Origin of the sequence: Mucilaginibacter sp. (assembly GCF_965225845.1) — a bacterium.
Classification (GTDB): domain Bacteria; phylum Bacteroidota; class Bacteroidia; order Sphingobacteriales; family Sphingobacteriaceae; genus Mucilaginibacter.
The window spans coordinates 149,527-163,385 of sequence record NZ_CBDDBL010000001.1 but is presented as its reverse complement, the minus strand read 5'-3'; the positions used below and the strand labels follow the sequence as shown (position 1 = coordinate 163,385).

Here is a 13,859-nt window from a genome sequence, read left to right as displayed (position 1 = left end):
TACCTTTGAAGTAACGCGGATTATAATATTAATTTACCAATCTATAATTAAAAATTGCCCACAAACGGTAAAATAGCTTATAATGAATAGGATTGTTTACAACATATTGTGATATTATTTTAACAGAAAAACCTTAGAAATAGCTATGATACATAGTTGTATACTCTTTTCCAAGTGATAGGTCTCTTGAAAAATATAAATTAAAACATATATGCATAAGCTTAAAGCTGCCGGGAAACATTTTATTGGCTGATTGAAAATTAAGCCCGGGCAAATATCGCCCTCTACCAAATTCTCACTCTTTGATCTTCAGACTTATAATTTTTGTCACCAGGTTGCACGTTGAACGCTTTATAAAAAGGTTCAAAATTCATCAACGGCCCGTTTACCCGCCAAATGGCCGGTGAATGGGGATTGGTATTCACATAAGTTTGCAGGAATGCATCTCTTGTTTTTACCCTCCAAATCCTCGCTATTGAAAGAAAGAACCGCTGGTCTGGTGTAAAGCCATCAATTTTATCTGAACTCTGCCCTTCCGGAGTCAATTTAAAAGCATCGTAAGCTATAGCAACGCCACCATTGTCAGCGGTGTTTTCGCCCAAGGTTAATTGCCCTTTAATGTGTACCGTATCTAAGACCGTAAATGAGCTGTAAAGGTTAGCCAATTGCTTAGTTTTCTCCCTGAATTTTCGGTAATCTTCCTTAGTCCACCAGTTTTTAACGTTGCCGTCCTTGTCAAACTGTGCGCCCTGATCATCAAAAGCATGTGTCATCTCATGGCCGATCACCATGCCGATACCTCCGTAGTTAATGGCATCATCTGCTGCAAAATCAAAGTAAGGATATTGCAATATGCCCGCCGGGAAAACGATCTCATTTAAAGATGGATCATAATAAGCGGTAACCGTAGCCGGTGTTACACCCCATTCTGTTCTGTCCACCGGTTTGTTCAATTTTGCCAATTGATATTGATAATCGTTTTGGTTGAGTGAAAGCACATTTTCAAAGTATGCTGTCCTGTTTATCTGCACCTTATCATAATTGCGCCATTTATCCGGGTAACCTATTTTCTTATGAATAGCGTATAGCTTTTCTATCGCCTTTTGCTTGGTGCTGTCACTCATCCAGTCAAGATGATTGATCCTGTTTTCGAAGGCTTTCTGCAAGTTGTTTACTAAAGCAAGTACACGTTTTTTTGCATCCTCGTTAAAATATCGTTTTACATATAATTGCCCTAAAGCCTGCCCTAAATAACTGTCGACATTCTCCGTCATGGTCTGCCTGCGGGATTTTTGTGTGGCTTGCCCCGATAATGCTTTATTAAACGCAAACGAGGCATCAATAAAAAGCTGACCGAGCGTTTGTGCATAATTTTCAATAGTGTTGGCCTTTAAATAAATTTTCCAGTCATGTATCGTTATGGATGCTAACAGACTATTCAATTTATTGTAATAAGCAGGCTGAGCCATATCTATCGAGTCGGTTGTCGCGCCTAAATTGGCAAGCAAAATTGCCCAACCTATGTTGGGTTGCGTTTTATTAAGGTCCGCAATAGCTGTTTTATGATAATTTGCATTAACATCTCTTAGTTCGATATTTGTTTTATGAGCTGCCGCGATTTGTAGCTCTATGCCATAAACAATAGCCGCATTCTTCGTTGCGGCGTCACTGCTACTACCGGTTAGCTGAAATAAAATCTTCAGGTATTTTTTATAGGCTTGTTGGATGGAGTGTGTAGATGAATCTGTTTTGAAGTAATAATCCCTATCCGGCAGGCCAATGCCACCCTGGTATACATGCGCAATATCGATACTGCTGTTTTTGTTATCAGGGCCAATACCAAAGCTGATAATGGAGGTGTTCTCCGATTTTAATTCACTTGCCACAAACCGAAGCAGCGCCTGTTTATTGTTAATAGCATCAATTCGCTCCAGTATTCCTTTTATCGGCTCATATCCACGGTGATTTATAGTTGTGAGATCCATTCCGGATGCGTAGAAGTCACCTACTTTTTGCTCGATGCTGCCCATCGCATTTTTAGTTTTTGAAACACTATCAAGAATATGTTGCAGCAGTTGTTTTTGAGGGATATTCATGAACGAATAAGAACCTACGCCTGATTGATCATTTGCAATCTTTACGGTATCATACCACCGTCCGTTAACATAGCGAAAGAAATTATCGCCGGGTTTAACTTCCTGATTCAACCCGGATACATCAACAAAGGTTTTCCTTTGCGCATCCGAGTGGTTCCATATAGTTAAAAATAAAGCGGTTACACAAAGGCAAAATAATTTATTCATTAAACAAAGATTTGTTTAAAGATATAAATTTTCATACATCGATGTAAAGTACAAAGCAAATAACCATAGAAAATGCAAAAATTAATGCGCTTCAGAAAAAGAAAAATCCTTTCGCCGCTTATTCTGGTATAGATCCGTTAAGCATTCATTACGCCAATTTTTTCGCCCTTCCAATCGGGGAAAAGTATCCGGTCATTATTTACTTTCAATTGTTTATCAGCTACTTCGCTAAATACTGCACGAAAATCAGTTGTTACCGGCAAATCGCGCCCATCTTCTAAATTTTCGGTTGCTAATGATTGCATTTGCCCATGTACTAGGCCTCCGTTTACGGCATTACCCAAAATGAAATTGCATGAAGCACGGCCATGGTCGGTACCGCCGGTACCGTTTTGGTGTACTGTTCGGCCAAACTCGGTCATGGTCATTACGGTTACATCATCCTGGTAAGCATCAAGGTCATTCCAAAATGCCATCATGCTATTGCTCAGGTCGGCTACGTTTCGGGCGAAAATTCCGTTTTCCGTACCCTGGTTAAAATGGGTGTCCCATCCGTTCGATTCCGTAAAGGCAACTTCGAGCCCAACATCCATTTTAATTAACTGGGCGATCTGTTTCAATGCATTCCCCAACGCCGAGTTTGGATAAACGGCATTGTTGGCCGGTTTGTAATTACGTACATCTGTTTTTTGAAGCATTTTTATAGCTTCAAAACTTTCTTTGCCCGTGTTTTGAAGCAAACCGCTGGAATTTTGACTGTAAAGATCTTCAAAACTCCTGGATGCCAAGTCAGTACCGGTAGGGTTGCCACGCATCTGAATACCGAAATCCTGTAGATTTCCGATGGCTAATGCGGGGTTATCGCCGTAAAATGAACGCGGCATGGCCGGTGTTAAACTTACTGCGCTAAATGGGGTAAGTGCATCGTGCCCTAATAAGCCAACCGCGCGGTTTAACCAGCCACTATTGGTGCCTTTGTTAAATGGCGTTCCTGATTCCATATAATCCTGCGCGTCAAAATGTGACCGGGTATTGTTTGGCGATCCGATACCCTGCACAATAGCCAGTCGTTTATCCCTGAACATGGGTTCAAAAGCTTTCATGGATGGATGCAGCCCGAAACGGCCATCGAGGTCGATCAAAGGGTTCCCGGTTGTACCTTTGGCCGCCGACATGAATAGCGTAGGCCGGGCCTGTTGCAAATAAGTGTCGGTAAATGGTGTTACAGCCATTAAGCCATCCATCGCTCCGCGTTGAAAAATGCAAACCATTACTTTACGCTTTCCATAAGGCTTAATAATTTGCTCGGCGGCAACAGCCTCGGCCAAAAAGCCGGGTATGCCACCCATTAAACCTATTCCCATTAGGGCCAGGCCTCCTGATTTTAAAAATCCTCTTCTGCTTACCATAGTTTTAGTTATTAATCTATGTACAAATATTTTATTTACCGTTTCTGAAAATCCGGAGAGCCTATAATTATACCTGCAATCAGCGCGCGCATATTATAGGCGTTCATTCTATTGGTAGCTAATACAGGCGCTGCCGGTTGCGGAGCTGGTGCCGGCGCCGGTACTTTGGCTTGATTATCAGCAAAGGCACTCATCAGCGCCATATCCCCGGGTGCGCCAACGGTTGGCTTTTCCGAAGCTACCGGTGTTTGCTTTATGGGTTGTTTACCCGTATTAGACAGTTTGGCCAACACCATTGGATCGTTCAATATCGGTGTTAACTCTTTGATCGTTTCATTAGGGTCTGTACCCGGAAGTAAAGCTTCGCTGTAATCCTTAACAGCAGTTTGCGGATCACTTGCAGCAGCTTTTGTAAAATTGCCCAGCTTAATAATTGTGCCGCCTACCTGTCCGTTGGCCAGGGCCAGTCCAAAGTCCATCCGATCAAGCAAAGCACCGGTGTTTACCCAATAACTAGCCCTGTCGGGGAAGCCGGTTGGCGCCTGGTAATAGTAGATCTTCTGACCCATTTTTGCCATCCAGTTAAACAAAGGATAGGGGTCTTTCACATCAGCATTTAAAGCCCTTACCGAGCTAACGGCCAATTCGAAAGGCGATTTAACTTTTATATCGATGTTCTTTTTATCCCAAAACTCCTTTGAGCTCACCATGGTAATCAACACCTGCCTGATGTCGCCATCATGGTCCAAAAAAGATTTAGCCATTTTGTCAACCAGGCTTTGCGGCGGCGCGTCGCTCACAAAACGAACCGCCAGCTGCCGTGATATAAATTTAGCTGTGGATGGGTGATGTGCCAGCATTTCAAGCAGGGTTACACCTTCCTGGTAACCAACTTGTGGGTCTTTACTGGCAGGGAAATCATGGCCTAATACTATCTTTTCACCCTGGTCGTGACGATTTGGGGTAAACAAAAAATCACCTTCGCGAACATAGCCTTTCGCCGCCAGGTTATCCTTGCCAACCTTGGCCACTAAGCCCTTCATGGCTGAACCATAGGCATAATCGCTGATAGGGTAAACTGTCCACCCGGTTAATACACGTGCTGCCTGGGTTACATCGGTTTGCGTATATCCGCCATCAACGCCCAGGGTATGCAGTTCCATTACTTCGCGGGCATAATTTTCGTTCAGGCCATTTTGATTTTTACTTTGTGGGGTAATCGTTTTTACAGGCCTGGCGGGTTGCGTTGCAGATACCGTCATCATCATCGGCATATCTGCCCCGTTATCTTTTACGGTTGACTGCGGTTTATTGCCACCGGTCATCATCATATTGGCATCATCGGTTTTAGGCTGAGCTGCAAGTGCTTTTTGTGGTGGCGGAGGGCCTACGCTGGTAAAATTATCCAGGTAATATAACATAGCTGGTGATTTGGCAGAGGCTAATAGCAGTTGATCAAACTTGCCTAAAGCATTTGGCCGCACAACATCCCGCTCGTAAGCAGGTATGAACTGGGCGCATTCCCCTTTAAAAAAGGACACGTTAAAATGGTTGAACCAAAAATCAGTTAACACCTCGCGCAATTGGTTATGCGAATAAACCGCCCGGAGTATGTGCTGATCGATAAATTGTTTGTATAGGTCCTGGTCGCTCTTAAATCCTTTTTTATCCATATAGGCCTGGATTTGCGCATTGAATGCTTTTTTATCAACAGCTTTATCTACCGAGTCTTTACTAATGGCGCTATCCTTTATAGCCAGGGTGCGTATCACAAAACCGGGAGGATAAGTATGACAAACCTCCGTATTGGTTAGGTTGATAGCGTTATAAGCAGCAAGGCGTTTGTTTAAGGAATCATCGGGCAGATTGGCCTCCAGTTGTTGTGAAAACCATGCCTCGAGCCCGGTTTTCATTATGGAATCGACTTCGCCGGGAGTGGCGCCATAGGTAAAACGGTCTACAAGGTACTCTGCCGCCTGGCGTTCGGTTAGGCCAGCCCTTTTGTAGGGAAATTTAAAGGAACTTAAATTCGAGGGATGGCTAAGGAATGAAGTCAGCGCGAAAAAGCTCCCGAGAATGAGCATAGCGCAACCTATTTTTAACTTATTTTTCATAACGCAGCTGCTAAGTATTACTTACATAGACGTATTAAATTAGTATTGGTTTAACTTTTAAGAAAATAATGCTTTTGCTTTGGTGATAAATATGTTTATTGTGTACATAAAACAGGTGGAACAAGTGGCACATTTGAAACAATTTCAATCCTAAAATACCCCGGTAAATCACCGCTTTTTATCGCATTTGTACGTGTTCGGCACAGCGCTGAAACAGACCAGAACCTGCTTAAAACATTACTGACAAAATAGTGTCAGTACTTATGCCAAAAGGTTTACGGAAATTTGTATGTGCCTGGCTGGTATGGCGAGTGTTTGTTCTTTGAAAGATTGTTAAATAATATAGGCGCAAGCGGGATGCATGCGCCAGCAGTTGGGGGGGTATATTTTTTAAAATATTCATTAAAATAATAGTTAATGCGTTGAAAAGTGGGAAGTTGAATGATATTAAAAAGTCTCTATCTGCCAACTAAGTGAAATTAATGCGCAGCGGCCCGAAGTCTGGCTAAAGTTTACCAATAAAAATTAATCGCAGACCTTGCACGTGGGATGCCTATCTGGCCGGATCGACGGCATGGCGATATTTTTTGCTGCCTTTGTTAGTATTGTCACTAACAAACCAGCACCTTCATGGTTCCTAACCTTAGGAATTTTCCGTTGCTGGCCTACGCATGCTGCATGTGATTGATCAACTCCACCCGCGTAAGGTATAAGGGTGGATACCGGCTTCACGCCCAGATGCCTGCGGGCGTATGCACGGATAGTACGACCTGCTTCTATCGGCGGGTTACGCCCAAGCTTTAAAGCATGTTAAAAGGCAAATCCCGGATGATTATTTGTTTTTACTGTACAACCCAATTAATTCCCCCTGCGCCAGGATGTGGCCTTTCATAGCTTTTTCCAGTGCCGGTTTGTCGGTGGTGGTATCCAGTGTTAGCAGCTCATCCAGCGCGTAAACTTTAAAAGTATAGCGGTGGGTTCCTTCAGGCGGGCATGGGGCTTTGTACCCGGTTTTTTTATCGCTGTTATAGCCTTGTTTTCCACCAACAAAGTTTTCGGGGATAGTGCCGTTCACGGGTAGGTTCCAGGCTACCCAGTGGGTAACACCCCCGGGGTGGGGCGCGTCAGGGTCATGCACTATAATGGCCAATGAGTTGGTGCCTGCGGGAATATTGCTTATGGTTAAGGGTGGACTCATGCCCGGGCCATCGCAGGTATATTGAGCCGGGATCATCATATAGGGTGAAAACGCGGTGCTGCTTACTTTTAGGGTATCCTTTCGTACAAAAGCCAGCAGCGATAATATCACTACCGACAACATTAGTATTGACCGTGTTTTCATAGGGCGACTTTATAAGATGAATATATTTTATGGCTGTACTTCTATAGAAGATAACAATAGTCAATGACAGAAAAGGTTTGTAAAAAATTAAAAAAGAGAGGTTTAACGCAACCTAATTGCGCGTAACTATCGTAGATTTGATTTAACATCTTTAAAAAATCAAAACCATCTGCCATGAACAAGAAAAACTGCCTTTCCTTTTTAATTTTTAGCTTTTTAGTACTTACAGCATTCCCCGGTTTTGCCCAATCCAAAATGTTGGGTAAAGGAGATGCGGCGCCCGTATTTACCGCGCCTGCCAGCCTTGCCGGCAGCGAGTTTAGTTTTTCTTTAAGAAAAGCGCTTGCTAAAGGGCCGGTTGTGGTTTACTTCTACCCCTCTGCTTATACCGGCGGTTGTGATGCCGAAGCTCATGCATTTGCCGAGATGAAAGAGAAATTTACAGCGGCAGGAGCCACCATTATCGGGATCTCCGGCGATGATATCCAGCGCTTGAATGCTTTTTCCGCTGATCCCAGTTATTGCGCGGGCAAGTTTGCGGTAGCCTCGGATGCCGACGGCAAGATCGCCGCAACCTATGGACTGGTCATCAATAAACCCACGGTTAGCATGAAAGACGTACGTGGCATTGAGTTTAACCATGGCTTCATCCCGCGTACTACTTATGTTATCGGTAAAGACGGTAAAATTATAGCGGTATTTTCATCAGATAATGACCATATTACACCTACCCAGCACGTAGAAAAATCACTGGCGATTGTAAAAGCGCTATAATTATGGGCCGAGGTTCAATTGTACGGTTCCAATCTGCGTGCATTTATAAGTTATAGTTCCCGCAGGGTCTTTCTAAGAAGGCCTTGCGTTTTCACATTCATAGTCTGCCGGGCTATCGCACTCAGGGTTCTCTGCGAGAGACCCTGAGTGTACTGAACAATCCTGTAGCTTATTATTTTACCTGAACCTTTCATACCGGGAAAAAGCCATACCAATTTGATAGGATTATTTGGCGACTATAATCCCCGGCAAATTAAAAAGCGCCTTAATTTAGTTTAAAGGCGCTTTTTGTTCAAAATTCCATCGCAGGCACTCTTTTGGTTGATCATGATCTGTCCGGAAATAAACCTCCCGGTCTACGATAAATCAACAAAATAAAATGGAAGGTGAACGAATAATTGTAAGGTTGGCACAACCTTCAGATAATGTTTATGCACAGCAAATTTCAGAAGAAACGGAACGCTCGGCAATTGCCAGGGGATCCGGGATTTCTAAAAGATCATTGGCATCAATCATCGAAAAAATTAATGCAGGTAAAGCGGTTATGGCCGTTTCTGATTGCGGCAGTTGGGTGGGCTTTTCCTATATAGAAGTTTGGGATAGCGGCAAATTAGTATCCAATAGCGGTCTGATCGTTTCCCCCGCTTACCGCGAAAGGGGTGTGGCCGCGTCCATCAAAGAGCAGGTTTTCAATTTATCCCGCGAGAAATATCCTGAAGCGGATATTTTCTCTATCACTTCGGGCCTGGCCATCATGAAACTGAATAGCCGCCTGGGCTTTGAGCCGGTGACTTACTCCGAGATAACGCATGACGAATCTTTTTGGGCGGGCTGCAAAAGTTGTGTTAACCACAACATCCTCGAAAGTAAAAACAGGGGTAACTGCCTGTGTACCGCCATGATGTTTAAGCCAACTAACCATAACTAATCTATAAAAACTAAAAAAATATCGATATGTCACTTCAGTTAATTGATGAAATTTTAGAAGGAGATCAGCAATTGTCGCACCTTGCCGATGATGCCTTAATGCTTTTAAAACAGTTGATCGCTACACCTTCGTTTAGCGGCGAGGAGCATAAAACGGCCGATCTGATCCGTGATTTTATGGAGAACAGGGATATCAGCACGATGAGGCTTTTCAACAATATATGGGCTTTTAACAAATTTTACGATCCCGCAAAGCCAACTATCCTGTTAAACTCACATCATGATACCGTAAAGCCTAATGAGGGCTATACCCGCAACCCGTTTTTTCCGGAGGAACGTGATGGCAAACTTTACGGCCTGGGCAGTAACGATGCCGGTGGCTGCCTGGTATCGTTAATGGCGGTATTCATTTATTTTTATAACAGCCCCAACCTGTGTTATAACTTATGCTTTGCCGCTACCGCCGAGGAGGAAAACACGGGTGATAATGGATTGAAGACATTATTGCCAATGCTTGGCCACCTTGATTTCGCCATTGTGGGCGAACCTACGCAAATGCAACTGGCAACCGCCGAAATGGGTTGCATGGTTTTGGATTGCACAGCCCATGGCACAGCCGGGCACGCCGCCAGGAATGAAGGTGTTAATGCCCTGTATAAGGCAATGGCCGACATCCAGTGGTTCAGTTCTTTTCAGTTTCCAAAAAGATCTGCTTTTATGGGGAATATAAAAATGACCGTTACAGAAATAAAAGCAGGTATCCAGCATAATATTATTCCTTCTGAATGCCATTTTACGGTAGATGTACGCCTGAATGACTGTTACACCCCGGGCGAGGTTTTAGCCATTATTAAAAATCACACTGTTAGCGATGTATTTGCGCGCCATGGTATTGTAAAACCATCCTGCATTGATCAGATCCACCCATTGGTTAGGGCAGGGATAGCGCTGGGGCGGAAGACATATCTATCGCCTACAAGTTCCGATCAGGGTTGGCTGGACGTGCCGTCATTAAAAATGGGGCCGGGCGATTCAGCGCGCTCGCACATGGCGAATGAATATATCCTGGTGGATGAAATCAAAGAAGGGATTAATATCTATGTCAGTTTATTAAAAACAATAGTGTATTGCCTTATTCACAACCCCGAAGAAGACAATGCTTAATATATCTTGATCCTTTATGGAAAAAAGAACGGAAAATATCAGCAAGAAACTTTTGCTGTATTTTAAAGAAGACATTGCAACGGATGATGAACTTAAATTAAAACTTAAAAGCATAGATGACAAAGTACAGCAAATGCTATTATGGAGTACCCTGTGTTCGGTATGGAGCTACCTGATATTGATCATATCAATTGCCAGGATCTATTCAAGCTTTAAGGGGGTGCATACTTTGATGCTTATCGGCAGCTTGATAAGTATGTATTTGCTGATGGGCATTTTAATCTACTTTGTTTGGAAAGGCATGACCTATAAGCGCAGCTATTTTTATTACGCGAATAAAACGTATTTAAAATATCAGCTTAATAAACTGTCTGCTCAGCGAAAATTGATATCGCTTTATCTGGTGGAGTATGCGGTATTGCTGGGAGTTGCCAGCATCTTCTTTTTTAGAGATATAAATCACGGGTTAAGCTACTTATTAAAAATAACCGCTCCGGTGAGTTTTATAACCTATGTGATAGGACTTTATTTCATATCGAATTCTACTAAACAGATAAAAAGCCTTGAATTGGTACACCGGCAGATCAATGATCTGTACGTGAAAAGCATCAATTCAAATTAATTGATACCATCAAATTTAATAGGATGAAAAAGGAATTATTAAAAATCCATTCGTGGATTTTTGTTTTAGGCGTAATTACGGCATTGTGTATTGCTATAATATGCGGCATACATTATTTTGAAAGTTGTAAATAATATTAATAAACTTTTAGTTTAGCAAGAAATAGAATTGAAACATGTTAACAGTGGAAAAGATCGGCGGCACATCCATGACTGCCCTGAAAGAGGTTATTAATAATATTATTTTATTTAACAGAAGCGGCGAGCAGTTATATAACCGGGTATTTGTGGTATCTGCTTTCGCAGGAGTGACTGATATGTTGCTTGAAAATAAAAAAACGGGAAAACCCGGTGTATATCACCGCATAGCTAAATACCAGGATTTTCATAAGCCTTTAAAAGAGTTAACCGCACAGTTAAAAAACCTGAATAAAAAGTATACAGAACTTGGGCTCGACCTTGCCGTGGCCGATACCTATATTGAAAAGCACATCAGCGAGGCCGGTAAATTTTTAGAGAACCTGGCGAATATATTAGCCTCAGGCTATGTGAGTAAGGAAGGAATATTACAGGCCGCCAGGGAAATACTTGCTTCAATCGGAGAAAGCCACTCGGCTTTTAATTTCACCAATATTCTGCAAAATATGGGTATCAAAGCTACCCTGATTGACTTGAGTGGATTTGGAGATCATAACGCCTACACGATTGATCAGCGGATAAAACATGCCTTTACAGGTGTTGATATTGCCAATACCATTTGTATTGTTACAGGTTACGCCAAAGGAACTGAAGGTATTATGCGGGAATTTGACCGGGGATATTCAGAGGTTACCTTTAGCAAGATAGCTATGTTTTTAAAACCACAGGAGGCGGTTATTCATAAAGAGTACCACCTGTCAACCGCCGACCCGGCCATTGTTGGGCTGGACAATTGCTTGCCGGTAGGTTTTACCAACTATGATATTGCCGACCAGCTTGCTGACGTAGGTATGGAAGCTATCCACCCGAAAGCTTCAAAGCCGCTGGAGATCAACGGGATAAACCTGCGTATTAAAAATACGTTTCAGCCCGCTCACCCGGGCACGTTGATCACAAAAGAGTTTATTTGCGAACATAAACGCGTTGAAGTGATCACCGGAACCGATAAGGTATTGGTGATTGATGTTTACGACCCCTCAATGGTGGGTAATGTTGGCAGCGACCTGGAAATAATGCAGATATTTAAAAAACATAATGTGAGCTATTCGTTTAAAGCTACAAGCGCCAATAGTATTTCAACAGTTATATGGGAGCGCGATTTTAACAAAAAGCTGATCGTTGACCTGGAAAATTTATTTGAAAAAGTAACCATCGAAAAAGTTGCCCTGGTATGTTTATTAGGTTCTAATATGGACCAACCCGGCCTGCTGGCGAAAAGTGCTTACGCATTAACCGAGCAGGGTATAAATATTAAAAGTGCCGGTTTTGCAATAAGAAAAGTGAACATTCAATATTTAATAGCGCGCGAGCATTTTAAAACAGCTATTGTTGCCATTAATAAAGCTATGGGTTAATGTTTTTAAACCATGATACAGATCACGAATTTAAAACCATTCAGAACGACTACCGATGACTAAATTAAATAAAATCAAAGAAAAAATACTGCATAATAGTTTCACATCTCTTTTTTCCGCAAAAAACCACGAGCAAATTCACCCATCAGAAGTTGCGAAAATACTTAATGGCCTGCCTGTTAAAACGGCTATCGAAGCATTCGTGTCGCAGCCCGGGCAATCGCAATTGCTAACTTTTAAATTCCTGGGTAAATATTTACAGAAATGCATGATAGAGGCAATGGCCCATGATCAAGCAACATTTCTCCTCAATAATTTAAATTCAACCGATAGGTATTCTTTTTTTTCTTCCATCAACGGTCTGCAGCGAAGCACGCTATTAAAATTATTGGATGATAAGAACCGTAAAGACACAGAGGATATGCTGGGTTATCCGGCGCAAAGTGTGGCCCGTTTGATTAATACTTCCTTTTGTACCATTAATAAAGATATGACCATCGCACAGGCAACAGAATACCTTCGTTTGCATCATGAAGATAATGACATTGCTGACGTAGTTTATGTAACGGACGGGGAGGGCAAGCTGATTGATGACATCCCGATAAGAAAACTGGTGCTTAATGAAAATTCCAAAACAATAAGGGAAATAATGGATGATCATTATATCAAATTGGTGATCGATAATTCCGTTGATGATGCTATAGCTAAATTTAAGCAATACAACCGTACTGTATTACCCGTAACCAATACGGATAACGTTTTGCTGGGAATTGTCACTATTGATGATCTGATTGATGTTGCTGAACAAAAAAGTACAAAAGAAATGCAGAAGTTTGGCGGGGTTGAATCTTTAGAATACCCTTATGTAAAGACGCCTTTATTTTCATTGATACGTAAAAGAGCCGGCTGGCTGATCATTTTATTCTTGAGCGAAATGCTGACAGCCACTGCAATGGGCCATTTTGAGGATGAGATAGCGACAGCGGTTGTATTAGCGTTATTTGTGCCGCTGGTCATATCAAGCGGGGGGAACTGCGGCTCGCAGGCGGCAACTTTAATTATACGTGCATTAGCCGTAAGAGAACTTACTATAAAAGACTGGTGGTACGTAATGAGGCGCGAATTATTTTCAGGCCTGATTTTAGGTATTATTTTAGGCGCTATAGGCTTTTTAAGGATTATTACCTGGCAGTACCTGCATTGGTATAATTACGGTGCAAGATATTTATTGATGGGTACCACTATCTTTTTCTCATTGATAGGCATTGTGATGTGGGGTACGTTAAGCGGCTCAATGATCCCAATCATATTAAAAAAATTAAAGTTTGACCCTGCAACTTCATCTGCACCTTTTGTAGCCACACTTGTAGATGTTACCGGGTTGATCATCTACTTTACAATAGCAGGCCTCATCTATTTGAAATAAAAAACAAGATAATTTAATCTTCAAAACCTATTCTCATTTCTCTCAGCGGGCAAGGTTCGTCAACAAGTCAAAAATTAAGTTATGCTGTGCCGGCATAGCCTTAACAAAGGGCATCGTTATTAAAAATAAATTTAAAAGTCCTTTAAAATCGCTGTTTGGGGCTTTTTGCTAATAAACGCGGCACCCATCCGCCAGTACAAAGTTTATAACTGCAAAAAAAGCAATA

General features: G+C 42.2%; 10 protein-coding genes. 6 read left to right on the top strand and 4 right to left on the bottom strand.

From position 1 onward, the window contains the following. Positions 1-284: 284 nt before the first annotated feature. The 4 genes from ACYZ0U_RS00720 to ACYZ0U_RS00705 all read right to left on the bottom strand — a co-directional run bounded on the left by ACYZ0U_RS00720 (position 285) and on the right by ACYZ0U_RS00705 (position 7,168). On the bottom strand, positions 285-2,303 hold the full coding sequence (locus tag ACYZ0U_RS00720; protein ID WP_461448781.1) for a M13 family metallopeptidase: 2,019 nt from the start codon (positions 2,301-2,303) through the stop codon (positions 285-287). A 137-nt stretch (positions 2,304-2,440) separates the two neighbouring features. After that, entirely contained in the window at positions 2,441-3,712 is a 1,272-nt protein-coding gene (locus tag ACYZ0U_RS00715) for a DUF1501 domain-containing protein (RefSeq protein ID WP_461448779.1), read from the bottom strand. 35 nt (positions 3,713-3,747) lie between these two features. Beyond that, positions 3,748-5,826: a DUF1800 domain-containing protein gene (locus tag ACYZ0U_RS00710; protein WP_461448777.1), complete on the bottom strand. Its 2,079-nt coding sequence runs from the start codon at positions 5,824-5,826 to the stop codon at positions 3,748-3,750. Positions 5,827-6,658: 832 nt separating this feature from the next. Continuing rightward, positions 6,659-7,168: a YbhB/YbcL family Raf kinase inhibitor-like protein gene (locus ACYZ0U_RS00705; RefSeq protein WP_461448775.1), complete on the bottom strand. Its 510-nt coding sequence runs from the start codon at positions 7,166-7,168 to the stop codon at positions 6,659-6,661. A 174-nt stretch (positions 7,169-7,342) separates the two neighbouring features. Here ACYZ0U_RS00705 and ACYZ0U_RS00700 point away from each other — a divergent pair, with 174 nt between their 5' ends. From ACYZ0U_RS00700 to mgtE, 6 genes are all read left to right on the top strand, one after another. Then, positions 7,343-7,942 (top strand): peroxiredoxin, encoded by a 600-nt coding sequence (locus ACYZ0U_RS00700; RefSeq protein WP_461448773.1) that lies wholly within the window; start codon positions 7,343-7,345, stop codon positions 7,940-7,942. Between the two features lie 379 nt (positions 7,943-8,321). Further along, the gene (locus tag ACYZ0U_RS00695; RefSeq protein ID WP_461448771.1) at positions 8,322-8,870 is read left to right on the top strand and encodes an N-acetyltransferase; all 549 of its coding nucleotides are present in this window, start codon (positions 8,322-8,324) and stop codon (positions 8,868-8,870) included. Positions 8,871-8,896: 26 nt separating this feature from the next. After that, positions 8,897-10,033 (top strand): M20 family metallo-hydrolase, encoded by a 1,137-nt coding sequence (locus ACYZ0U_RS00690; RefSeq protein ID WP_461448769.1) that lies wholly within the window; start codon positions 8,897-8,899, stop codon positions 10,031-10,033. Between the two features lie 16 nt (positions 10,034-10,049). Further along, positions 10,050-10,655, top strand: a complete 606-nt coding sequence (locus ACYZ0U_RS00685) for a hypothetical protein (protein WP_461448767.1) — start codon at positions 10,050-10,052, stop codon at positions 10,653-10,655. Positions 10,656-10,830: 175 nt separating this feature from the next. Beyond that, positions 10,831-12,207: an aspartate kinase gene (locus ACYZ0U_RS00680; protein ID WP_461448765.1), complete on the top strand. Its 1,377-nt coding sequence runs from the start codon at positions 10,831-10,833 to the stop codon at positions 12,205-12,207. A 55-nt stretch (positions 12,208-12,262) separates the two neighbouring features. Continuing rightward, on the top strand, positions 12,263-13,633 hold the full coding sequence (mgtE, locus tag ACYZ0U_RS00675; protein WP_461448763.1) for a magnesium transporter: 1,371 nt from the start codon (positions 12,263-12,265) through the stop codon (positions 13,631-13,633). The last annotated feature ends 226 nt before the right edge of the window (positions 13,634-13,859 follow it).

What these genes read in the sequence shown, in the direction of transcription:
- ACYZ0U_RS00720 (WP_461448781.1), bottom strand. Translation starts at nt 2,303, where the DNA reads ATGAATAAATTATTTTGCCTTTGTGTAACCGCTTTATTTTTAACTATA.
- ACYZ0U_RS00715 (WP_461448779.1), bottom strand. Translation starts at nt 3,712, where the DNA reads ATGGTAAGCAGAAGAGGATTTTTAAAATCAGGAGGCCTGGCCCTAATG.
- ACYZ0U_RS00710 (WP_461448777.1), bottom strand. Translation starts at nt 5,826, where the DNA reads ATGAAAAATAAGTTAAAAATAGGTTGCGCTATGCTCATTCTCGGGAGC.
- ACYZ0U_RS00705 (WP_461448775.1), bottom strand. Translation starts at nt 7,168, where the DNA reads ATGAAAACACGGTCAATACTAATGTTGTCGGTAGTGATATTATCGCTG.
- ACYZ0U_RS00700 (WP_461448773.1), top strand. Translation starts at nt 7,343, where the DNA reads ATGAACAAGAAAAACTGCCTTTCCTTTTTAATTTTTAGCTTTTTAGTA.
- ACYZ0U_RS00695 (WP_461448771.1), top strand. Translation starts at nt 8,322, where the DNA reads ATGGAAGGTGAACGAATAATTGTAAGGTTGGCACAACCTTCAGATAAT.
- ACYZ0U_RS00690 (WP_461448769.1), top strand. Translation starts at nt 8,897, where the DNA reads ATGTCACTTCAGTTAATTGATGAAATTTTAGAAGGAGATCAGCAATTG.
- ACYZ0U_RS00685 (WP_461448767.1), top strand. Translation starts at nt 10,050, where the DNA reads ATGGAAAAAAGAACGGAAAATATCAGCAAGAAACTTTTGCTGTATTTT.
- ACYZ0U_RS00680 (WP_461448765.1), top strand. Translation starts at nt 10,831, where the DNA reads ATGTTAACAGTGGAAAAGATCGGCGGCACATCCATGACTGCCCTGAAA.
- mgtE (WP_461448763.1), top strand. Translation starts at nt 12,263, where the DNA reads ATGACTAAATTAAATAAAATCAAAGAAAAAATACTGCATAATAGTTTC.